18 protein-coding genes are annotated in these 23918 nt (G+C 60.3%); 7 read left to right on the top strand and 11 right to left on the bottom strand.

Translation table 11 applies throughout. The features are described from left to right. Positions 1-141: 141 nt before the first annotated feature. Positions 142-1068: a hypothetical protein gene (locus tag ACWF6P_RS17975; protein ID WP_452621891.1), complete on the top strand. Its 927-nt coding sequence runs from the start codon at positions 142-144 to the stop codon at positions 1066-1068. On the opposite strand, the gene ACWF6P_RS17980 is transcribed toward ACWF6P_RS17975, so the two are convergent. Beyond that, positions 1058-2995 carry a prolyl oligopeptidase family serine peptidase gene (locus tag ACWF6P_RS17980; RefSeq protein ID WP_452621892.1) on the bottom strand — a complete coding sequence of 646 codons (1938 nt, stop codon included), beginning with the start codon at positions 2993-2995 and terminating at the stop codon, positions 1058-1060. The two genes, ACWF6P_RS17975 and ACWF6P_RS17980, sit on opposite strands and share 11 nt — an antisense overlap. A 99-nt stretch (positions 2996-3094) precedes the next feature. On the opposite strand from ACWF6P_RS17980, the gene ACWF6P_RS17985 reads away from it, so the two are divergent. The 3 genes from ACWF6P_RS17985 (at position 3095) to ACWF6P_RS17995 (ending at position 7835) form a co-directional block, all read left to right on the top strand. Then, positions 3095-4348 (top strand): pyridoxal phosphate-dependent aminotransferase, encoded by a 1254-nt coding sequence (locus tag ACWF6P_RS17985; RefSeq protein WP_452621893.1) that lies wholly within the window; start codon positions 3095-3097, stop codon positions 4346-4348. 532 nt (positions 4349-4880) lie between these two features. Beyond that, positions 4881-6143, top strand: a complete 1263-nt coding sequence (locus tag ACWF6P_RS17990; protein WP_452621894.1) for a YibE/F family protein — start codon at positions 4881-4883, stop codon at positions 6141-6143. Between the two features lie 357 nt (positions 6144-6500). Then, a complete protein-coding gene (locus ACWF6P_RS17995) occupies positions 6501-7835 on the top strand; it encodes a lipopolysaccharide biosynthesis protein (RefSeq protein ID WP_452621895.1) in 1335 nt (444 codons plus the stop codon). Here ACWF6P_RS17995 and ACWF6P_RS18000 read toward each other — a convergent pair. From ACWF6P_RS18000 to ACWF6P_RS18025, 6 genes are all read right to left on the bottom strand, one after another. Then, positions 7817-8377 carry a glycoside hydrolase family 16 protein gene (locus ACWF6P_RS18000; protein ID WP_452621896.1) on the bottom strand — a complete coding sequence of 187 codons (561 nt, stop codon included), beginning with the start codon at positions 8375-8377 and terminating at the stop codon, positions 7817-7819. The two genes, ACWF6P_RS17995 and ACWF6P_RS18000, sit on opposite strands and share 19 nt — an antisense overlap. A gap of 391 nt (positions 8378-8768) precedes the next feature. Continuing rightward, positions 8769-9485, bottom strand: a complete 717-nt coding sequence (locus ACWF6P_RS18005) for a glycoside hydrolase family 16 protein (protein ID WP_452621897.1) — start codon at positions 9483-9485, stop codon at positions 8769-8771. 174 nt (positions 9486-9659) lie between these two features. Beyond that, on the bottom strand, positions 9660-9878 hold the full coding sequence (locus tag ACWF6P_RS18010; protein WP_452621898.1) for a hypothetical protein: 219 nt from the start codon (positions 9876-9878) through the stop codon (positions 9660-9662). Next, positions 9875-12127: a serine/threonine protein kinase gene (locus tag ACWF6P_RS18015; RefSeq protein ID WP_452621899.1), complete on the bottom strand. Its 2253-nt coding sequence runs from the start codon at positions 12125-12127 to the stop codon at positions 9875-9877. The genes ACWF6P_RS18010 and ACWF6P_RS18015 overlap by 4 nt, the downstream gene beginning before the upstream one ends. Next, positions 12124-14142, bottom strand: coding sequence for a glycosyltransferase (locus tag ACWF6P_RS18020; protein ID WP_452621900.1), 2019 nt, complete (start codon positions 14140-14142; stop codon positions 12124-12126). The genes ACWF6P_RS18015 and ACWF6P_RS18020 overlap by 4 nt, the downstream gene beginning before the upstream one ends. Positions 14143-14144: 2 nt before the next feature. Next, positions 14145-15368: a glycosyltransferase family 4 protein gene (locus ACWF6P_RS18025; protein ID WP_452621901.1), complete on the bottom strand. Its 1224-nt coding sequence runs from the start codon at positions 15366-15368 to the stop codon at positions 14145-14147. Between the two features lie 177 nt (positions 15369-15545). Between ACWF6P_RS18025 and ACWF6P_RS18030 the strand changes: the two genes are divergently transcribed. Both ACWF6P_RS18030 and ACWF6P_RS18035 read left to right on the top strand, forming a co-directional pair. Beyond that, the gene (locus tag ACWF6P_RS18030) at positions 15546-16730 is read left to right on the top strand and encodes a hypothetical protein (protein ID WP_452621902.1); all 1185 of its coding nucleotides are present in this window, start codon (positions 15546-15548) and stop codon (positions 16728-16730) included. After that, entirely contained in the window at positions 16727-17413 is a 687-nt protein-coding gene (locus tag ACWF6P_RS18035) for a DUF998 domain-containing protein (RefSeq protein WP_452621903.1), read from the top strand. The genes ACWF6P_RS18030 and ACWF6P_RS18035 overlap by 4 nt, the downstream gene beginning before the upstream one ends. 18 nt (positions 17414-17431) lie before the next feature. Here the strand turns inward: ACWF6P_RS18035 and ACWF6P_RS18040 are convergent, their stop codons facing one another. From ACWF6P_RS18040 to ACWF6P_RS18050, 3 genes are all read right to left on the bottom strand, one after another. Further along, a complete protein-coding gene (locus ACWF6P_RS18040) occupies positions 17432-18265 on the bottom strand; it encodes a glycosyltransferase family 2 protein (protein ID WP_452621904.1) in 834 nt (277 codons plus the stop codon). Between the two features lie 443 nt (positions 18266-18708). Next, complete coding sequence (locus tag ACWF6P_RS18045) at positions 18709-20388, bottom strand: Hsp70 family protein (protein WP_452621905.1); 1680 nt, start codon at positions 20386-20388, stop codon at positions 18709-18711. A 149-nt stretch (positions 20389-20537) separates the two neighbouring features. Beyond that, a complete protein-coding gene (locus tag ACWF6P_RS18050; protein WP_452621906.1) occupies positions 20538-21857 on the bottom strand; it encodes a UDP-glucose dehydrogenase family protein in 1320 nt (439 codons plus the stop codon). Between the two features lie 108 nt (positions 21858-21965). Between ACWF6P_RS18050 and ACWF6P_RS18055 the strand changes: the two genes are divergently transcribed. Next, on the top strand, positions 21966-22490 hold the full coding sequence (locus tag ACWF6P_RS18055; RefSeq protein WP_452621907.1) for an arsenate reductase/protein-tyrosine-phosphatase family protein: 525 nt from the start codon (positions 21966-21968) through the stop codon (positions 22488-22490). Here the strand turns inward: ACWF6P_RS18055 and ACWF6P_RS18060 are convergent. After that, positions 22462-23886, bottom strand: a complete 1425-nt coding sequence (locus ACWF6P_RS18060; protein ID WP_452621908.1) for a polysaccharide biosynthesis tyrosine autokinase — start codon at positions 23884-23886, stop codon at positions 22462-22464. The genes ACWF6P_RS18055 and ACWF6P_RS18060 overlap by 29 nt on opposite strands. Between the last annotated feature and the right edge of the window lie 32 nt (positions 23887-23918).

Here is a 23918-nt window from a genome sequence, read left to right on the forward strand (position 1 = left end):
CACCGTTTTCGTTTACTCAACACCCCCTCCAACGGGGTGAAACCAGTTCATACTGTGGACAAGTGGTGCTCACTCGAACTTATCCACAGCCTCCGGATCACCACTTCCCTCTCGTCGCCGCGTGCACCAAGATCGATCGGCATGGGGGGACAGACACATATAATCCGCAGGCCGGACCAACTGTCGATCGGTCGCACCGATGCCGAGATCCGACAGGCCTGCGCCAGTGGAACCTGGGCCAGAATCCATCGTGGTGTGTACGTGAACAGCGGCCACCTGTCCCGCCTCGACGCGTACGGACGACATCGATTGCGGACCGAGGCCGTGGCCTGCGCCGCTTCAACCGGTGCCGCTGTCAGCCACATCTCGGCTGCGGTTCTGCACGGTTTCGAACTCTGGAACACTCCGCTCGAGGTCGTCCACCTGTCCCGGAACCGGCGAGGTGGTGGCCGAAAGTCCGCTCGACGTCACGTGCACTCGGCATCGCTGACGGACAACGAGATCACCGAAGTCGATGGTCTGCGCGTCACGACTCCGGCTCGCACAGTTGCCGATCTCGCCAGAGTGCTGCCTTTCGAACAGGCTCTCGTGGTTGGCAATTCAGCACTGCACCGGTCATCATTGACGACGGAAGCGCTCACGGACTCGATTGCGCTCAGCCCGAACCACCCGCGACATCGACACGCGCTCCACGCCCTCGCTGCGATGGACTCCCGTATCGAAAGCGTCGGCGAATCACGCAGCCTCGCGCTGTTCATCCGCGAGCACTTGCCGCTCCCCGAGCCACAGGTCGAAATCCACGGCGCTCGCGGGCTGGTCGGTCGCGTCGACTTCCTGTGGCGTGAACAGCGCACTGTCGGAGAATTCGACGGTCGCATCAAGTACGGCCGACTGGTACCCGCCGGTCGCAGCACCGAGGACGTGCTCTGGAACGAGAAACTCCGCGAAGACCGGCTCCGTGACGCAGGTTGGCAGGTCGCGAGGTGGACCTGGTCCGACCTGTCGACTCCTTCGGTGGTGGCAGGTCGGATCACGGCGGCCTTCTCGCGCGGGCCGGTCAGGTACTAGCCGGCTCCCACAGCTCCAGTGCCGGAATGCCCGGTGGGGTGAATCCTAGTACCTGCCCGTAGAAGGACAACTCGGCGTTACGTGAGCTGATGATGGTCGACTGCTTGCGGAATCCGTGGGATTCACCCTCATAGGCCAGGTACGCGTGCGGAATACCCTTGGCCACCAAAGCATCTCGGAATCGCTCCGCCTGCGAGGGTGGCACGATCGGATCGTCGAGACCCTGGAGCAGCAACACCGGGCAGTTCAACCCGTCGACGTTGTTGAGCGGAGCACGTTCCGCATACAGGTCGGCAGATTCCGGCAGCGGGCCGATCAAACCGTCGACGTAGCGCGATTCGAAATCGTGAGTTTCCCGCACGAACAGGTCCAGTTCGGCCACGCCGAAATAGGAAGCACCACAAGCGAACACGTCGGAGGTTGTCAGTGCGGCCAGAACGGTCCATCCACCGGCAGATCCGCCCTCGATGGCAAGGCGGGCCGGATCGGCAAGTCCCTGCTCGGCCAACCCGGTGACGGCGGTGACGACATCCTGCACGTCGACGACGCCCCACTGTCCGCGCAGTCGGTTGCGATACTCCCGTCCGTAACCGGTCGACCCTCCGTAATTCACGTCGACGACGCCGATTCCGCGGCTGGTGAAGAAGGCGTAGACGAGGTTCAGTGCCGGTGCTACGTGCGCCGTCGGGCCACCGTGAACAAACGCGACGTATGGCGGCAGTTCACCGTCGAGACCTTTGTATCGCGGACTGCGCGGCGGATACGCGACGGCATGCACTTCTCGCCCCTGTCCGTGGGCGACGACGGCCCGCGCTTCCGAGAGATAGGCGGACTCGGGCAATTCTTCGACCGAAGAACGGATTTCTTCGAGTTCGCCGGTACCGAGGTTCAATTCACGTAGCGCACTCGCCAGTTTTGCTCCGCCCGAGGTGAGCAGCAGTCGGTCTCCACGGACCTGCATGAGGCCGATGCTGGTGACGCCAAGGATCGCGATGTCGCGCAGTTCTCCCGACGCCGGGTCGAGTACCGCCAGTGTGTCGGTTCCCACGGTGCGTGCGGTGAGAAGGTGTCCGTTGTCGAGTTCGACGAACCAGCGTGCGCCGAATCGCCATTGCGGCCCACCGAAATCCGCATCCGTCGGGCAGATCGGGGTGATCTCGGCGCCGACGCGATAGATGTTCCACCAGCCGCTGCGATCACTGATTGCGTAGAGCTCGTCGTCGGTGATCCACTCCGGTTGCAGGACAGACTCTTCGGATCCACCGACCAGCACGGAATACGCTTGCGCGACGCCGTCGACGAGTGGAGCGACCCGTAGTTCGGTACCGTCCCAGGGCATTTGGGGATGATCCCACGCGATCCAGGCGATCTTGGTTCCGCTCGGCGAAAGCCTCGGTGAGGAGAGGAAATCGGAGCCGCCGACGATCGAGCGAATCTCACCGGAGCCGTCCAGCGGTATCGCACAGATGTCGCGAGTGATCGTCCCGTCATCAGCGTGCGCTTCCCGAACCGCCCACACTTCGCCGTTCACGATCTGCAGATCCGCGTACCGCAGCGCGGCCGGCGACGCCGGCTCTGGCGTCAGAGCCCGCGGAGTGACGCCGTCGAGGACGTACACACGTTGATCGGAGAATTCACTGAAGACCAGCTTCCCGGACTCCGTGACGGTCCAGGCGCCACCGCCGTACTCGTGAACCCTGGTCCGCGCGTTCCACGGCGCGGGGAGAATGTCGACGGGTTGGTTGTCGAGACCAGACCGACGAATCGACGTCCGACCGCTCTCGGTCGGCCGGAGTTCGGCCCACCAGATCTCGTCGCCGACGTATCGTCCGCCCTCGACGGGGTGCCCGCCTGCAGCGAGATCAGCTGCTGTGATCGGCGAAGTCCACGATCCGTACGGGGCTGCAATCTGCTCGCTCGGGGTCATCGCTCGACAATAGCCAACGGGTCGTGCGAGACGGTCCCCGACAATGCACTTGCACAGTCCCCGACAATGCACTTGCACAGTGGTGGGATCATGTAACTCGTGAGCACACCAGAACCCGCCCGCCATCGTCAGCCGCAGCGCGAGCTGGAGCAGTCGTCGAAGCTCCAGAACGTCCTGTACGAAATCCGTGGACCGGTGCACGCGCACGCCGCCCGGTTGGAGGCGGAAGGGCACCGGATCCTCAAGCTCAACATCGGCAACCCGGCACCGTTCGGATTCGATGCTCCCGATGTGATCATGCGGGACATGATTGCTGCTCTGCCCTATGCGCAGGGCTATTCGGAATCCAAGGGCATTCTGTCGGCGCGGCGCGCGATCGTGACGCGATACGAGCTGGTTCCCGGCTTCCCCGAACTCGACGTCGACAACATCTACCTCGGCAACGGTGTTTCCGAGCTGATCACGATGACCATGCAGGCCCTCCTCAACAACGGCGACGAGGTGCTGATCCCAGCGCCGGACTACCCGTTGTGGACCGCGATGACGAGCTTGTCCGGCGGCACACCCGTCCACTATCTCTGCGACGAGGCCAACGACTGGAATCCCGATATCGCCGATATCGAATCCAAGATCACCGACAAGACGAAGGCTCTCCTCGTCATCAACCCGAACAATCCCACGGGTGCGGTGTACTCGATGGAGGTTCTGCAGCAGTTGGTCGATCTGGCGCGCAAGCATCAGCTTCTGCTCCTCGCCGACGAGATCTACGACAAGATCCTCTACGACGACGCGAAGCACATCTCGCTGGCGACACTTGCCCCTGATCTGCTGTGCCTGACTTTCAACGGCCTCTCGAAGGCCTACCGTGTCGCGGGCTACCGCTCCGGATGGGTGGCGATCACCGGGCCGAAGGATCATGCGGCCGGCTTCCTCGAGGGGCTCGATCTCTTGGCATCGACGCGGCTGTGCCCTAATGTCCCCGGACAGCACGCCATTCAGGTCGCCCTCGGCGGACACCAGAGCATCGAGGACCTGATCCTGCCCGGCGGCCGCCTCCTCGAGCAGCGCGACGTCGCATGGGAGCGGCTGAACATGATTCCTGGTGTCTCGTGCGTGAAACCTCGCGGCGCGCTCTACGCGTTCCCTCGTCTGGATCCGAACGTTTACGAGATCCACGACGACGAGAAGTTGGTTCAGGACCTGCTTCTCCAGGAGAAGATCCTGATGGTTCAGGGCACCGGATTCAATTGGCCGAACCACGATCACCTTCGGATCGTGACGCTCCCGTGGGCCCGAGATCTTGCCGTGGCCATCGAACGATTCGGCAACTTCCTCACCAGTTACAAGCAGTAGATTCTCCGGCCGAATCCGGGCGAAATCGAGTAAACAATTCGTTGTACAAATGCCCCGTAAACGTAAAACGGCGGGGCATTTGTGCGACCTTGGTCACATATTTCGCAAACCACACGGTTTGATTGACACTTTAACTAATTAGTGACCTGCCCTGATGTGAAAACGGTCCAACCGGTACGTGATTCGTTGTGAAATTGGTAGTTGGACAACGCGCCAAATCGGTTTGAAATTGGGTACATTAGTTATCAGCACTTCGGTGCCGCGAGCACCTGGTATCCCTCCCCCCCCTGTGGATACCAGGTTGGTGGCGGGGACAACCCCCCCCTGTTCCCCGCCACCCAGCTCGACCAATCTCAGTTTTCGCTCTCCGGTACTTCTCTCCCGGTTATTACCTGTGCCGACACTGCCGTCGATCAACACTGCCGTCGATCAACACTGCCGTCGATCGACACTATCCACAGAAGCTGATCATTCGCTTCGGAGCCGATAACATTGCACCGGTGCAAATCCCCAGTCCGACACTCCGTTTCCGATGAGCCACGGCCACGGCCACGGCGGACCCATTCAGATCGGGCCCACCGCATCCCGCGTCGTCATCGGCTTGCTCGTCGTCATCGGCATGGTTGTCGTCGCGGCAGCAATCGCACTGTGGCCCGACAAGAACTCTTTTCCCGTCCCGCTCCCGTTTCAGAACGCCGACGGCAGTTCGGTGGAAACCGAGGCGGGCACTGTCACGATGCAAGACCTTGGCGACTGCGGAAGCGCTTCCGCTGGAAGGGTATTCGTGGGTGCACCACAACCGCCACCCACCTCTGCCTATCAGTGTCAGCGCAGTATCGTCGATATCGAATCCGGGCCCAATGACGGAACCAAGACATTGCTCGAGGTCATTCCGGGTGCCGGTCAACCGGACCTTCGCGTGGGTGACCACATTCGCCTCGTGCGTCAGACGGACCCGAACGGCAATGCACAGTACTCCTTCGAGGATTATTCGCGTGGACTCCCGCTGGCGTTGATCGTCGTCGCGTTTGCCGTCGTCATCATCGCCGTTGCGCGGTGGCGCGGATTGCGCGCACTCGTCGGCCTGGTGATCGCCTTCGGCGTTGTCGTCGGATTTCTCCTCCCCGCCTTACTGGACGGCAAGCCTGCAATACCCGTTGCACTGGTCGCCGGGGCGGTGATCTTGTACGCGGTTCTCTATCTGGCGCATGGTGTCTCGTTGAAAACCAGTTCGGCATTGCTGGGCACCCTCGCCGCGATGGTGCTCGCTGCCGTTCTCTCCTACCTCTGTATCGAACTGACTCATCTCACCGGACTGTCCGAAGAGCAGAACACCAATGTTCAGACCTACATCGAACACATAGACATCACCGGCCTGCTGTTGGCGGGATTCATCATCGGCTCACTGGGCGTTCTCAACGACGTCACCATCACCCAGGCATCCTCGGCGTTCGAGTTGGCTGAACTGGACAAACATGCGTCCCGCCGAAAAGTCTTCAGCGGTGCGATGCGGGTCGGACGCGATCACATCGCCAGCACGGTCTACACCTTGGTTCTCGCGTACGCGGGCGGGGCGCTGCCGCTGCTGCTGCTCTTCAGTGTCAGCGGGCGCCCGCTGCAGGACGTTTTGGTCGGTGATGCCGTCGCGATCGAAATCGTAAGGTCCGCGGTCGGCGGAATAGCTCTGGCTCTTTCGGTTCCGCTCACCACTGCCATCGCCGTGATTCTCGCGCGGCCACCCGGCAGTGCGGTAAAGGCCGGTTCGACTTCAGGTGGACGCCACTCCAAGCGTTGACACCAGTTGTTCAGCGAAACAGACGGGAAAATATGCTCCCACGACGCTTGAACTTGACGCAGTCACAGAGAGCGCAGTCAGTTCCCGCACGATGATGGCTGTGTGCCACCTCTGCGTGACCACACGCACATATTTCGCCCTCACCATTAGCCACGGCGCTATCGTACGGTACTACACAAACCCGACCGGTCGGTCGTATCGGGCAAATCGACCGCACACTGAAGTTCGCAAGTTATTCGAATATTTATCCGCGTTGAACTGCACCTATTGCGAATAAGGCGATCTACGCCGCCCCCTCGACAAGCGTTCGTTAACTACTGGCAAGTAGCATCGGAAGATCGACTTCCGAAAGTGGACATGACGCAATCATCACCGGCCACAACCGTGGCATCACCAGAAACGCCAGAGACAGACAAGCGCAAGTTCGAGTACGACTCCATCGCCGTTCTGATCTCGGGCGCCGTGACGGCAGTCCTCGGGCTGGTGTTCTGGGCAGTCACAGCTCGAATGTATCCGGTCGACGTTGTCGGCCGGGCATCTGCGGTGATCAATTCGGCTGTGGTGCTCTCCACTCTGGCCACGTTGAGCCTCGGATCGATGTATGAGCGATTCCTTCCTTTGGCAGGAAGCCGTGCCGGCGCACTGGTGGCGCGCGGATACCTCCTCGTAGCGCTCCTCGCGACAATCCTCGCCACCGCACTGTTGATGTTCGGTCCACGTGAAAAACTGTTCACCTCGGGGTGGGCCATGCTCGCGTATGTAGGGCTCGTCGTTGCCCTCGCGCTATTCGCCCTCGAAGACCAGACCACCAACGGTCTTCGAGTTGCGAGGTGGTCAGCCGCGAAGAACATCGTTCATGCCGTCGCCAAACTAGCTCTTGTCGCGTCACTGGCATGGACAGCGCATGAACTTGCCGTCATCGGAGCCTGGGGTGGGTCGGCGGCGATCGCGGCCTTGGTTCTCGGCGTTGCTATACGTCGTAAACTGCGCACGCGAGCTGAGTCCGCGGCCCAACCTGCACTTCCCCCTGCACGTGAACTGTGGTCGTACTTCGGTCATTCGTACGGACTCATGACGCTCGGTTCCCTTGCCCCACTTGCAGTGCCGCTCGTTGTCATTTCGCTTCTCGGCGCGGAGGAGAACGCATACTTCGCGATAACGTGGGCATTGGTGAGCGCCCTGTTCGTACTCTTCTACATGCTCATGGGCCCCTTCGTCTCAGAGGCGAGCGCCTTTCCGACGCAGATACAGTCATTGACCCGTCGATTCCTCGCACTACTGTCAGGTCTCGCCGTCCTCGGTGCAATCTTTCTCGCACTCGTGGCACCAGTTGCGCTGGGATTCGTCGGCGATCACTATCGGACAGAAGGCACGACCCTACTTCGCTTGTCTGCGATCATCATTCCGATATCCGCACTCGTCGTACTGCACAACGCGCTCGCCAGGGTGTACCAAAGAATGGGTGCAGCTGTTGTTGCGCAAGTACTCAACACCATCGTAGTCATTGCCGGATCAATCGTCCTGACACCTCACGTCGGCATAGCCGGCGTCGGCTGGTCGTACCTCGCGGCCGAAATTATCTCCGCAGCAATCGTTTCGGTTCCATTAGTCGGAATGCTGCGACGCGCGGCACGTACTCGGGTTCAAATCGGGTCGAACGAATCGACGGTCGATCACCAGCCCGGGGCATAGACGCTCACCCAATCGATTTCGACGTTCGAGACCGCGGGCGTACCCGCGGAAGGACAGGACCCCACTCCCCAAGCCACTTTCCGTGCGCAGGCCCCGGACTCGGTTTGCAGTCCGAGCCACATCGGCGTCGCCGGAACCTTGGTTGCAGATTCGAACGTCGTCCATACGCGACCGTTGAGAGTGCCGCGAACAATTCCTGGCCCCCACTCCACTCCAACCGTGTTCCAGTTGCTGAAGTCGCCGGTGATGTCTGCTTGCCCCTGACCGAATCCATCTGTCGGCGTGTTCCAGTGTACGAACGCCGACATCGACTTCCGTTTTCCGTCAACAGTTTCCGCAATGTCGATCTCGGGCGGCCATATTTCGTTCTTCGGCCACAACAGAAAATGGAAGCTGATCTCGTCCGACTTGTCTGCTCTAAATCTCATTTCCCATTTGCCGTACTGCTGTGCGCGGGTGAAGTTGGAAACCCCACCCGTGAGCCATCGACCATCGACTTGTTGCGCGCGAAGTTGCAACTTGCCACCGTCGAGGCGAACCATCGACGGATCCCACCAACTCGCCGGATTACCGCCTGGTGCACCATAGTAAGGCCCCCAGTCCCCACCCAGCGAACACCGGTCGAAGTTGTCGATGAAGATTTGCCGCCACTTCGGCCAGGCCGAAATATTCCCGACCGGAGCAGGTTTGGTACCGGCGCTCGCTACCGAAGAACACAGTGGAGCTGCGCTCACAGTTGCCTGCGGCACTATTCCCACAAGAACAGACAGAAGAAAGAGATTGAGCCAACCGAAGAACCGCCTTGAAAAAAGCTGCCGTGGATTTTCCATCATGCCACCGTCTAGTCGCAGTGAATGTTCATCTGCTACGAGAGCATAACGCACCAATTGGGACTAAAGGTATAAATTTTCGACGGCAATTAACCCACAGCTACTACCGGCGCGGAGTCAGTTCGATCAGTTCGAGATCAGTACTTCGCGCAGACTCGACAGCTGCCAGAGCCTCGAAATCGGACGAATAGACGCTGACCCAATCGATATCGATGTCGGCGATTGCCGGCGACCCCGAAACCGGGCAATCCCCCGTTCCCCACTCCCTCTGCTTGTCACATGCCCCGGCTTGCGCCTGAATCCCCAACCACATGGAAGTCGATGGAACAAACGATGATTCGAATTCAGCCCACTCACGATCATCGACAAGGTATCGAACAATTCCCGGGCCCCACTCCACACCGACGGTATGCCATTCGTCGAATCGACCGGTTGTGTCCGCTTGTGCGAAGTGACGCTCCCCCTCGTCGGACCAATGAATGAAAGATGACATCGACTCACGTGGACCTAACACACTTTCCGCGATGTCGATCTCTGGCGGCCACACCTCGTCTCGCGGCCACAGCAACACGTGATAGCTGATCTCGTCCGATACCCCCGCCCGCAGGCGAACCGTCCATTTCCCATAGGTTTGCGCCACCGCACTGTTGGAAACACCGCCAGTAACCCACTGGTCGCCATCCTGCTGCGCACGCAGGCGCAAAACTCCTTCGGTGACGCTGACTTGCTCAGGCTCCCACCAACTGTGAGGATCACCACCAGGTTGGCCGCTGTACGCCCCCCACATTTTTCCCAGCTCGCAGCGATCGAAGTTGTCCACGAATACTTGCTTCCACCCGCGTAGATCCCCTGTCGGGGCGTTCGTGGTGCCTGGCGCGCTTGGTCCTTCTCCACATGCGTCGGTTGGCACGTCGTCCGTGACCGAACACCCCACCAAAAGGCACAAAGCGACAACTCCACCCAGGGCCGTGATCTTGTTGGAAAACAAAGTGTTTCACTCCTGACTCGAGATCAGCGCGATCTGGTCGAATCGCAAGAACACCACGGCGACTGCACACAGGACCAGGACAACCCCGAGAATGGTAAGAGCTCTCGCAACCTTCCCACGGCCGATTGCGCCGCGGTCCGGCACCTGCCCTTCCCGCGTCACCGAAATCAGAGTGAGCACAACGAACAACAGTCCGAATATGCATGCCCCCAACAGATTTGTCATCGTTGTTCCAGGTCGATCTCGGGGGCACCAGCGCGACGCAGCACCGTGACATCCGCATCCTTGACGACGATCTCGAAATTGCCGGACGCGAGCATATCGACGATCGCATCGTCGAACATTCCCGGCGGGTATCCGTATTGAAGGGATATCTGGGCGGAAGCCTGCTGCGCAACGAACACGTAGTCCGGATCTCGATCAGCGACACATGTATCGAAGTTGTCCAGGCAATCGATCGAATCAACTTGAGAAACCGTCACTCCGGTGAGAATTCGCGGGGAGACCAGTTGCGCGGACGGTCCCCACGCCATGATCGTGGCGCCGTCCGGTACCGATTCGAGGAGTGCATCACCAATCCGGATCTGATAGGGCGACGAGTGCTCGAATGAGGTGTTCAACCCTCGAGTAGCGGTGAGAACGACGGAGAGAACGAGAATCGACACCGACGCCATGACAACACGCGGTATACGCCTGTCCCGCCGTCGTCTCGAATTGACCAGAACGTTCCGAACCGCAGCGGCACTACGCACAATTGTCACGGCCCCAAGCGGAGCCAGAATCGGAGCTGCCATGACAAAACACCGGATGACCACCTCGCCGCCGTAACTCTGTACCGCCACCAATCCGAAGGGAACCACACACAGCACTCCCGACATCAACCACGTCGTTCGTCCACGGGTCAGGACCCAGCCGAGGAGCCCGAGCAACCCCATGAAACCTGTTGCTGCGAGCCGCAGATATTGCATTGCTTGATAGGTCGGCCCGGAGCCGATGCGTTTGCTGACACCGCCTTGCACCGCGCCGCTCACCTGCCCGACATCCGACAGCAACGCTTGAAGGTGTCCTTTCCAGTAGTCAACTGCGCCGTAGCTGAACCAGACGAGAAAGAGCGCGCCGGCGGCCACCCACAACAACCGATAGCGAGTCGATCCCGTCAGCGTGAACATCAGCAGTGCACCGACCATCACCATCGGCGTCAGCTGGTGTGTCACCACCATCGCCGCCAGAATCACAACCAGGATCGCCTCTACGGCGAGGGTCTGTGCCGAACTCTGTCCAGGCGCACGCCCCGGAGTGCGACGAGATGCGCCGACAGTTCTCGCCACCAACCCTCCCTCGATCGCGGGGAGAGGAGCATGACGCAGTTGCCGCAAAAGCACTGCAATCACGCTGGTGTAGAACATCATTGCGGTTGGTTGTGGCGCAAAGTAGTCCTGCTGGTACCAGTTGAAAAGCAGATAGACGAACACGCCCAGCCATGCCACACGCCGACTCCGTGATATCGACAACCCGATCGAGTAGATCGGCAGCGCGATTATCGCGTTGAAGAACACGGGTGCCCAGATGAAAATGGCGGTGAAATCGGTGATCCCGTAGGCGGTACTCATTTGGGCGCTCCCGGCGAAGAATCCAGCCCAACTAAAGCGCGCGTCGGAGGGGGGTGGAAGTTCTCCGAAATGGACGAGTATCTCGATGAGACCACGATGTACGTAAGCTGTGGGGATCGATGTCACCCCGTCTGCAAGGCTTACCAGCAAAGTCGTGAACGTGATCAACGTCAGCGCTGCGACGGTCAGCACCACCGCGTCGAGTCGGCGCGAAGTCAGTGCGATCCCGGCTACGAATGAGACCAGGAAAAGCGCAACGTAGTACGCCCACCCGACTTCTGGAATGATTCCTGCTGCACCTGCAGCATCGGTGTCCAGAGTTCGTACTGCCACTGCGAAGAAGAGCACTGCAACCGCGATTGTCACACCCGCAAGCATTCGCCGACGCCCTACCCGCGGCGGTCCGATCTCTCGATAGGGCACAACCTTCCACGCCACTGCGCAGGAGAGGAGGGACAGCACGCACAGCACTGTCTGAACCAAAGTCGGATGAAATGCGCCGATCACGAATTGAGACTGCGCAACGATGATGTTGACCGCGAGTGAGAGGCTTATCCCCACCGCCGTCGTGATCACTGCATCCGGAATGCGAACCATGAGTGCAATGGGCACACCAGGAACCAGAACCGTCGTCGCGACCCCGATCAACACGCGCAGTGAGAAAGGAACCCCCTCACCTCCATCGCGGTGAACAAGCAACGCGAGAATGAGAGCAGCACAAGATAATACAGCGATTGCGATGAGGACGACATGATCAAGTCCCAGTTGTGCGGTGCGATTGGTTCCGCCGTCATCGAGAACACCTCGATGACGACCTCGCCTCGTCGTCCCTTCGTCCTTCGCCGACTCCTGTCGGTCGATCATCGGGACAACTGATCCGCCTGCGCCCGCCTACGACGCAGGCGTAGCTTGCTGGAGGCGTACAGATACGGGCCGGCCAGATACCCTGCCAGTTCCACTCGCTTGAGATCGCCGGGCATCGTTGTATTTCGGTCACCGAAGCGGGCAGCGTCGGGAAGAAGAAGCATGAGCACACCTCGGGGCACGACCCTCAACAAACCCAGAGCAGTCCGGCCGCCACCTGAAATGATCTTGACCAAAACCGCAGACATTCCCGTTCCGTAGCCGTACATCTGGTCCCGCAACTCCGCGATACTCGCGCGGTGATGGTGTCCCACTATTGCCTCGGGGGCGTAAACCAGCGTCGCTCCAGCGAGAACTACCCGCCGAAACAGGTCGAGGTCTTCGCCGCCGAGCGTCGGTGTTCCGGGCCCGAGTGCCTCGTCGAACCCGCCGAGACGTCGGATGCTTTCGGTGCGGAAGGCCATGTTGTTTCCACTACCGAGTTCGCCTGCCGTGTAGGGGAACAGCGGTGAAGTCCCCCGCTCACCCAACCCGATCGAAGCAATCTTCGGCGTCTCCGTCGCCCACAAGGTCGTGGTCTCGCCCTTGTCGAATATGCCCACTTCCTCGAACCACCGTTGTTCGGCGGTGTCGATGCCAATTCCCACAACGCGACCGGTCACCGCAGCAACCTCGTGGGAGGCGTCGAGCACGAAGACGTCCAGAATTTTCTCGATCCACAAGGGATCGGGCTCCGCGTCGTCGTCGGTGAAAGCCACGATTCGCCCATTCGCGTGGTGAAGTCCGAGATTACGTGCGGCAGAAGCACCTTTGACCGGTTGTCTCAGTATCACGCAACGCTCATCGTCCATCGCCGACAGGACCTGGTCCACGCGACCGGTATCAGGTTTGTTGTCGACCACCAGAATTTGCAGATTGTGGTGGCTCTGACCCAAGAGAGCGCCCAGTGTCCGAGCGAGCGAATCACGGCCGACGGTGGCCACGACCACAGACACCAGTTCATCGGCATTTATGTCGTTGCAGTCATCGACCAGTTGCTCTCCACCGAATGTAGTTCTCGCCGAAAGGAACCCGAGCAAGGTGGCAAGGAACCCGAAGATCAGCGCTGCAGCGCGGGCTGGCGCGAAGCGATCACCTCGAATCGAATCCTCGGCTGCAGTGAGGATTCCACGGCTCAAGACACCGATGACGTACGCCCGTTCGTTGGACAACCCGTCCGCGCTCCCCACCGCATGGGTGAGAATTCGCTTGGACCGACCTTCGTAGAAACAACGTCGACGAAAATAGCGAAATTGCTGGCGGTCGGCAGGGACAAAATGATCGACTGCGAAATTACAGACTCGCAGGATCTTGGCAGTGTGATCCCGCTGGCGGATCTTGATTCCCATCAGCGTCTCCTCACAACCGACCGGCAACGTGCCGACCCGCCCGAGTTCGCTCGAGAACCCGCCGATGGACTCGAGCGCGGTGCGCCGAACCGCCATACATGCGCCGATCGGATTGCGAATCTGTTCTCCGTCTGGCGGGAGCCCGAGGTAGTCGCAGCCGACCACCCAGCCGTATTCCTCCGGAAACCACCGAGCCTTAGACTCCTCGTACCTTGCGTGCACTGCCCCTCCGACTGCTGCAATCGTGGGATCTGCACTCATCGTTGCTCGGATCGCGTCGATCCCGCCAGTTCGAAGGATCGCATCGTCGTCGAGAAATGCCACCAGATCGCCCTTGCCTGCACTGATTCCGCAGTTTCTCGCGCCGGACAAGCCCTGCTCGCCAGTATTGGGCACCACCCGGACCCCCGTTGGTACGTGTGCACGAACATGAGCAAGCATGGACTCGTTGTGATCGATGACGACAACGACCTCGTCGCCTGGGCCGTTTGCCTCGATGATGGCAGCATCAACCGCAGCGAACAGCATCTCGAGCCGACTCATGCTGTACGCGCAGATAACCACGGATACCGAACATGTTGTCTTGTCGAGTAATTCGACCTTCGAAACCGAAACCGATGAAGACATGATCACCCCTGCCCGTTCGAATCAAACCTCGATATTCGCCTTCGCCGTCCTGCGCCACGGAGCAGACCCCTGTACGTCGTGGCGAACGAATCTGCTCGGCGCTCGATCGACAGGTCGTCCCTGGACCGGCCCAACGCCTCGGCGGCGATTCGGGTGCATAGTGCGGGATCGCCGAGAAGCCGTTGTGCGGCAACGGTCAAAGAATCGACGTCCCCTGTCCGGAAGACGACGCCGGTCCTGTTGTCGTGAACGAAGTCGCGCAATCCTCCACTGTCACTGGCTATCACCGGGACTCCGGAGGCTTGAGCTTCCAACGCGATCAGTCCGAAAGGCTCGTCGTGAGACGGGCAAGCGAGGACGTCGACGGCACGCAGAATCGACGGAATGTCATTTCGGGGCGACAGGAACCGATGGGCGCCCGGCATCGATACCCGCGCCGAGGCGTGCAACGAGTCGACAAATGCAGCGTCATTCTTGGCCGGTGCGCCGACAACAGCCAGATGTACGTCAACTCCCGATCGTCGCAACGACCCCAGTGCCTCGATCAACTCGCCGATGCCTTTCTCTCTGTCCAACCTCCCCACCACTGCCACGAGCAACGCTCGGGGATCTGCTGACAACTCAGCGCGGATCGATGGATCGGCCACTCCCGGACTGAATCGAACAGCGTCAACACCTTGATGGACGACTCGGGTCTTCCTCCGTGCCAGCGCGCCCAACTGCTCGAATACAGCCTCGCTCACGGCGACTGCTGTGTTTGCGGTGGACACTGCACTACTCATCACCAACCGCCCACCACCTGGGGGCACGATGTCGTGCAACTCGAGCAACGACGGCCGTCCTGCTAGTCGCGCGGCGAGCACAACGTCCACGTGAGTCATCAAGTCGTTCGAATGGACGATATCGAAGGAACGAACCTTCGGGATCAGAGCCTTGACCGCGCGCATACTTTTCGGGACTTGCGAGAAAAGGTCATACTTGGAATTGAAGCCTTCCCCGCTTGTCTGACGCAATCCAACTCGTTTGGGAATTTCCAGCGGAATATAGTCAAGGTTCGATTCTGTCCACCAGCGCCGAGTCGGGGTATCTCCGGACGGGCCTGCCAGCGACAATTGAATACCTCCCGAGGCAAGAGCGAGAGCCAGATTTCGGAAGCTGTGATCGGTTCCGCCGACATTCTCCGACAGCGTCACTCCAAGCACTTTGATAACCTCGGTACGCGTCACTGAATTAGCATACCAAGAACGAATCACGCGCCATGAGGACACATTTTCCGAAATGTCGCATATCTCCCCACTTTCTACTATTAGAAAGGCCTCACCGTGCGAAATGAGATTCATCCCACGCGCTACAAAGTTACCGATCTCGACGTTGCCATGGTTGAAAACTGGACATTAGTCGCAATGGGGCCAATCGACCACGGAGGCGTAGAAGGAGTTCGCGCTGCGCTCCGCACAATCGCGTCCGCGGGCCCACACGCGCGAGTCGGACTGATCCCGAGCAGTCGAACTCGCAATTGGATGTTCGAACCGGACTCACTGCAGCGCGGCGTGTTCGAAATCCCTGCTGTTCACACACAAGACCTACCCGCCACCCTCGCCGCCGCGGTCCGCCTGGCCGACGAGTCGCTGCCTATTGCGGTGACGGTCTGCGGCCGATACCTGATCGTGCGACTAGCGCACGGGGTGGGAGACGGCCAGACCACAGTCAATCTCACGCGCGCGCTCGCTGACCCTGCAACGCGTGCCGGCAAAGTCCCGCAATGGTGCACTGCGCTACAACCGACACGATTCCCGTTGACGGCTGCCTCCTGGAATCTTTATGCGTCGAGTCCCGGCAAGCTTCTCCGCAGCGTGACCGCAGAGAGACCGAAACAGGTTTCTTCACAACCAATTACAGCGAAGTGGCAACCTTCCCATCACGTCGGATTCGCAACATCGTCACCCACTGCGCTTGATGATCTCGCCGCTTGGAGAAAAGCAAACGCCGTTCCCGCGTCGTTGTCGTCGATCTTCTTCGCCTCCATGGTGCGCGCACTTCGAGAGGAAGGTATCAAGGTGGACAACACCGTGAAGGTCCTGTTCGACGCCAGGCGGTACCTCCCCGAGAACCACCGGACGCTCTCCAACTTCGCGGCAGGCCTGGACTTGCCATTCGACGATGCGGGCTCACCTGCATCCGTCGGGGACGGCATCTCCGCTGCGGCCGATTCGGGTCGACCGCTGCTCAATCTCGCCGCCACTTCAGTAAAATCCCGACTGGGTCGCATTACGCGCAGGCCGGCGGGAGACGCTGTGACGAGCGCTCCTGCACACCCTCGTGCGCGCATCGCTTACAGCGATATGTCAGGCGCTCCGCAGTTCAAGAATTTTCCATTGACCGGCACCCCGAAAGAATCTGTCTATATCGCGACTTTGTTACCCGAAAGTCCCGAACATATCGTGATTGCAGTCGGACGACTGGGAACCTTGAACAATGTCTCGTTTTCGTTTCACGACAATGTATTCGACGCCGAAAGAATCGAATCCGCCTTCGAGAATGCGTGCAAGAATCCACTGAAGTTCTTCAGGGAAGGAATCGCTGAATGATTCGCTCGGACTACAACGAAGAATCCGTCGCGAAAAAAGGGAATGACAAATCATCTCGGATTATCGAGTTGTCTGCCAGATTCGCATGGACTTCGACATTCTTGTTCTTCGTATCTGAATACTTGACTGTGTGGAGCTGGCGAGGAAACTACTCGCGCCGAAATCAATTCGTAAGTGAACTAGGTGTTCGTGTCTGCGACAGTCGTGCGGGCGTGTGCAGTTGGTACTGGTTGATGAACATTTCTTTCGTGACCACTGCATTGGGAATATCTGTCGGCACACTATTGTGGTGGAAGTCGCGAGTCGTATCGCCTACGGAAGGCTCCTTTCTACTCGTGTCTGCAAGCGGTTTGATCCTGATCGCCGTGTCCCCCCTCGACCGCGGATCGATCCTCCATGGAATCGGCGCAAACATGTATTTCGTCTTGGCCAACACCGCCGTGATCATGATCGCGACCTCGTCTCGGGCGCTCCGCAGACCGTCCCCAGCAAAATGGGTCGCCCTCGCAGCAGGAGTACTCGGACTGAGCGCCTACTTCATCCACACAGTCGGCGGTCTCGGCATGCTCGGGCAGGGCACGATCCAAAGGTTCACGGTGTACCCGTCACTGATCGGCCTGATCGCGTTGGCGACGATCTTGGGTACCGAACCGACGACCAGACGCGAACAGGAACCGATTTAGTGTGCGCTCCAACCTGCTTCAGCTGACGATCGACTCAGGCAACGTCAATTCTTGCGGGTCGAGAGGGCGGGAACGACGCGAGGTGACGCCATTGCGCGCGCTGCGTAGGCGACGCCACTCCATCCCGATGATACGCAGTACGCGCATTCCGTCAGAGAAGGCATTGAGGTTGCTGACACCGTGAATTCGATCGGCCTCGAAGCTCCCGACTTCCGCGATTCCCAATCCGGCGGCGGCTACACGAACATTGATCAACGTCTCGATCTCGAATCCGTCTCCCCACTGAGCTGCAGCAATGCCCGTATCCGGAAGCTGCATGACGTCAAGTGCGTTGCGCCAGAACGCGTTGTACCCATAGCAAAGGTCAGTGAACTGCGTGCGAAAGAGGATGTTCACCAGGGAATTCAGGCCGTAGTTGCCTAGCCGCCGCAACTTTGTGATGTCCGAACTTCCACCCCCTGCGATAAATCGCGAACCCTTGGCGAAGTCGGCCCCATCCACGAGGGCCTGCACGAAGAGCGGAATCTCGCCGGGGTTGGTGGACCCGTCGGCATCGATCATGACAATTATGTCGCCGGTCGCCGCCTCGAACCCGCACGCGAGGGCGTTTCCTTTTCCTTTGCGCGTTTGTGTGATCACCGTGGCGTCGGGCCACAACATCGTGGCGACCTCGACGGTGTCGTCGACCGAGTTGCCGTCGACGAACACGATCTCGTCGATCCCCTTCGGCATCTGAGCAGCCACGTGAGGCAGATTCTTCGCCTCGTTCATCGCCGGCACGATCACCGTGACACGGGGGCGCATCGTCTCCGAACGCATACGCTCGTCTGTCGCAGGGGCGTCGTTGTCCATGATGTGCTTCCTTCGGTCGTGTGCCTCGCAGTCATGCTCGATCGATACAGATTCATCAAATCGCTACCGATCAGCAAATCGAAACCTACACGAATCTGCGGCGAATGCACGGGATAGTCATCCGCCCGAGCGCAAACCATGACCTCGTTGATATAAGCCAAATCGTCGCAAGATACTGTTCGCAAGGCGAATAGTTGTTGCCTAACGGGGGAAATGCCTGAAATTTTGGGCGAAAAGAGACCAACAACCCGGTTATTTGAACACGAAAGCAAAGAAACTCGACATCAAAGTAAAGTAGCCAATTAATAGCTCTCTTGGCTCTTGAAAACCCTGTGAAATCGATCACCGGCCCTGCTTTACGAAGGCCGCGCCGCCCGACAGGAGCAAGCCCAACCGGCCTCCGAGTCCAAGAATCGGGGACTCAGCGTCCAGGAATCGACTGCTCAGAGTCCAGGAATCGGCGGGAGGACCGGCAACAGAATCGGCGGCAGTCCGGGAATGTAGATCGCGGGCGGCGGAGGCGCAGGTGCGGGCGCCGGCGGCACGTAGGTGTCCTGCACAACCGGCGGGGCCTCGACGACGGGTGGGACTTCCTCGGTCGTGGTCGGAGGCGGAGTCGTTGTGGACGGCGGCGGCGGAGTAGTCGTGGTCGTCGGGGCCGGGGTAGTCACCTCGGTTGCCACAGGTCCAGCTTGCTCGGAGTCTCCGAAGACCTTTCCTCCATAGCCCAACCCCAACCCGACGATGACGACTGCCGCGATCACACCGGCCCCGAGGCCTGCAAAACGCAGTGGATTCCTCGACTCGGTGGACGTGGTTTCCACAGCCTGGGTTCCGGAGAGCCACGATGGGTGTGCGGTTCCTGCTCCGACTCCCTCGTCTTCGCGCACTGCCGAGTACGCCTGGGCGTCAACCATCACGGCCTCGGTATCGGCGTCCCGTTCGGGCCCGAACCCGTCCGTGGCCGGTTCACTGTCAGCGACGACAAAATCTGCGTTCTGGTCGAATCGTTGCTCGTGTCGGTTCGGTCGTGGCTGCGGCAGTTCCGCAGCGTACGGGCTCGAGATCTGTTCCCGCGGAACAGAGTTCGCCTCGGCAGCAACCTCCGGCACGGCTTTCGGTCGCTCCGATTCGGGAAGCGTCGCGACTCCTCCATGGCTGAACGCCTGTACCGGGACGGGCACCTCTGCTGGTGTGTGAATCGGATAAGGCGCGAAGATCGGCGCCATCGACGGGACCTGAACCGGCGCGGCGACCGGGCGTGACGACGGCGCCATGGACAACTCCGCGATCAGCGCAGCACCTTGCGCGGTCACCAGTTCAGGCTGCTCGGGCGCGATGACGGGGCAATCGAGCCACGCCGCGAGAGTCGCCCGCACGATAGGGACGCGCGCGCCGCCGCCGATGAGGACAATCGCGTCCGGGTTGCGGCCGGACGTAGCGATGACCTCGCGTATTTCTCGCGCAAATGCCTCCACCGACGTGATGACCAGGGAATCGAAAACTTCCCGCGACAGTAAGAGAAGCCCACCAGGGCCGGGCAGGCACACGGCGCTCCGTGTGGACAGCTGTTCCTTGGCAAGTCGGCATCGCGCCTGCAGTTCGGAGTCGCCGCCCGGGTCGGCCGGCGTCGCAATTCGACGACGCACCGTTTGGTCGGAGTAGACGAGGTCATCGAAGTGGTCTCCACTGATCCGAGTCGACCGAGCGGTCACCACGGTAGATCTCGTATGCCTGTCCACAACGCTGATCGTCGATCCCGAACTACCCATGTCGACGACGACGAGCGTGCTCTGATCGGTCAGTGCACCGGGTTCCTCGAGCATCCGGAGCGTCGCCGATACTTCGGGCACCAGCTCGAAGTTGTCGATGCCTTTCTGTTCGAAGGCGAACTGGAGTGCACCGGCTTGCGCTTGATCGCGGTAGACGACGACCGTATGGCTGCTGAGTTCGGCGTTCTCGGACAACGCCACTCGGGTCGCTTCTGCAGCGATGTCCTCCGGGACGTCCCGCCCCCGATCAACCGATCTCGATCGAAACACCGGACCGCTGTGGTCGGGCGTCCCCGGGCGCGCCAAACGCACAGCGCTGGCTCCCACCGTCACGCCCAAAACCAAGTTCATGATCCACCTTCGTCGACCGTGGACGGGTCCTGTCAGCAGACCCCGTCATTCCCCGGCCGGAAGTCTACCCATTAGGGACGGGCTGCGAGGTTCGCGCATCGCATCCAACGCCCAATCGCAGCTACTTTTTCGCTACCTGGACGTTTGACCTACCGCCCCAAGCCGCGATAGTTCCAACCGGCCGCACGCCAGACTTCGGGATCGAGGCAATTTCTGGCGTCGACGATCACGCGTCGACGAACGAGTGGTTCCAGATCGCCAGGCTTCAATGAGGCGAACTCGTCCCATTCGGTCGCGATCAAAACGACATCGGCATTCTTGCAGGCGTCTGACGTGGAGGTTGCGTAGTGCAGGGTGGGAAACAATCGGCGAGAATTATCCATCGCCTTCGGATCGAAGACGGTTACTGCCGCCCCGTGCAGCTGCATCATTCCCGCGACGTTGAGTGCAGGCGAATCGCGAACATCGTCGGATTCAGGCTTGAATGCGGCCCCGAGCACCGACACGTTAGCTCCCAGCAAACCGCCTTCGCAGGCTGCCGTCACCAGTTCCACTGCTTTTGTGCGTCGACGCATATTGATGCTGTCGACCTCACGAAGGAAGTACAGCGCTTGATCTACACCCAACTCTCCGGCGCGCGCCATGAAAGCCCGAATGTCCTTCGGCAGGCAACCACCGCCGAACCCCAACCCCGCATTCAAAAACCGCCTGCCGATCCGAGCGTCGTATCCGAGAGCGTCGGCCAAGATCGTGACATCGGCGCCGGTGGCCTCACACACCTCCGCAATCGCGTTGATGAAGGACACCTTGGTCGCGAGGAACGCATTCGCGGATCCCTTGACCAACTCGGATGTCGCCAGATCGGTCACGAGGAACGGCACCCCCGCACCTAACATCTCGGCGTACACCTCACGAAGTACACCTTCGGCATTTCCCGGTCGATCACGATCAACCCCGAGAACCAACCGATCAGGGCTCAGGGTGTCCGCGATGGCGTGCCCCTCACGCAGAAACTCCGGATTCCAGGCCACCTCGACGGCGTCACCCGCGGGCGCAGTGGACCGGAGTCGTTCGCCGAGAACCGCAGCCGTGCCCACCGGAACGGTCGACTTGCCGACGATCAGCGAAGGCCGCCGAAGGAACGGCGCCAACATGTCGATCACCGAATGAACGTGACTCAGATCCGCGGCGTACTCCCCCTTCTTCTGCGGAGTCCCCACCCCGACAAAGTGGATGTCTGCAAAATCCGCGGCGTCGGCATAGGACGTCGTGAACCGGAGCCGACCCGACTCCAGATTCTTCTCGAGCATTTCGGTCAGACCCGGCTCGAAGAACGGGACCTCCCCCCGAGACAACTTGTCGACCTTGGACTGGTCGATGTCGACTCCCAGCACGTCGTGACCCAGTTCGGCCATACACACTGCGTGGGTCGCCCCCAGGTATCCCGTTCCGAACACGGTCATTTTCATGTGTTGTTGGTATGCGCCCGAACTTTCCGACACGCGTACGCCAGGTGGGCGCGAAACCAACATCGGGCGTACGACGAGTGCGTCGCGGCTGCGACCTATGCTTCTGCCATGCACGTTCTCTTTGTCTGTACGGGAAACATCTGCCGATCACCTACCGGTGAACGCCTCGCGCGTGCCTACGCCGCCGAAGCCGGGGCCACCGGATTCACCGCTTCGAGCGCCGGCACCCGGGCGATGGTCGGACACCCGATCGAGCCGACTGCGGCACGGGTTCTCGCGGGTCTCGGCGGCGACCCCGGAGAGTTTCAAGCCCGACGTCTGACGACGGCGCTGGCTGCGGATGCAGATCTCATTCTCACGATGACCGAAAGTCACCGGGACAAAGTCCTGTCGATTGCTCCAACCCGACTGAAGCGCACCTTCACCCTTCGAGAGGCCGCACGGTTGGCCACGCTCGCCGACGCCGGCAGTGTCGACGATCTCGCCGCCGCCAGACCGCGTTTTCGTGCCACCGAACCCGAGGACGTCACGGATCCGATGGGTAAGGAAGAGAAGCTCTTTCACGAGATCGGACTTCAGATCGCCGACCTCGTGGGCCCGTTGCTCAGCCGACTTCGCTTCGGTGAGAGCTGAGCGACGTCACCGCGGTCAACTGCGGTAGCGACTTGTCCGACTCGTAGGAGTAGCTGTACTCGTACGCATTACGACCGCGAGACGGCGTCATCGTGATGACAGTGCCCAGGACGTGCGCTCCCGCGCTCTGCAGGTTTCCGACGGCGCGCGCAAGTTGATCACGCTTCGTGGAGCCGTGCCGGGCGATCACCAGAGCGCCGTCCGACATGGCTGCCAGAACTGCAGCGTCCGTGACGGGTAGCAACGGGGAGGCGTCGATGATGACGTAGTCGTATCGCGCCCGCAGTTCCTCGAGAACATGTTTGGCCGTGTCCGTGCCGAGCAGTTCGCTCGGGTTCGGCGGGATCGGCCCCGAGGCCAGCACGGTCAGCCCGGCGAATTCGGTCGGCTGCAGCACATCGTCAAGGTTCGCTTGACCAGAGAGTACCGAACTGACACCGACGCTCCCGATCAATCCCAGGTACTTCGATACCCGCGGCTTCCGGAGATCACCCTCCATCAGACAGACCGATTTTCCTGCCTCCGCCAAGACCAGTGCGATGTTCACTGCTGTGGTTGTCTTACCCTCGGAGGGAAGCGAACTCGTGACGACAATCGCGCGAGGCGGGTGATCGACTTCGAGGAATTGAAGGTTGGTGCGCAATTCGCGGAAAGCTTCGGCACTCACGGAATTACCTTCACTGAAAGCAATCGCGTGGTTGACTTCGACGTCCTTGTCGAACGGGATCGTGCCCACCATCGCCGAACCCGCGATCTCTTCCACCGTTCGACGATCCTTCACCGTGTTGTCGAGCCGATCACGAATCAGCGCAAGCGCGATCCCCAACAGCAGTCCCGCCACTGCTCCGAGCGCGAGGTTGCGCGAAGTCTTGGGTGACACGGGAACAGTCGGCTCTTGAGCTTGCTGCTCGACAACCACTCGCGCAGGCGGTGTTCCGCCAATCTCGGGTGTCTCCAGTTCCTTTGCCAAGGCGACGAATTCGGACGAGAGAGTGTTCGCGATCTCGCGTGCGAGTTCCGGTGACGCGTCCTTGACTGCGAGGTCGATCAGAACAGTGTCGGGCGCCGACGTCGCGGTGACCTTGGAGGCCAACTCGTCAGCCGACATCCCGCCGACCACTCTCGGCCCCAGTTCGTCGATCGTCCGCTGTGCGAGCGTTCGACCCGTCAGGAGTTTTGTATACGACAGAACTCGCTGTTGCGACAACTGGCTACCTTGAAGTGCCTCGTTGACCGAGGTTCCCGCCGACGTCGACACGAACAACCGAGTCGAGGCTTGGTAGATCGGTGTCGAAAGAAGGGACGCACCAAGAGCTCCCAGGATTCCCAGCACGGTTACGACCGCGACTGTCCGCCACCTGGCTTGCAATATCTTGAGGTAGTCGACTATTTCCATCTTGATGTCTCCTTCGGCTCACGCATGTCCAC

It is taken from the genome of Rhodococcus sp. NPDC055024, assembly GCF_053608585.1.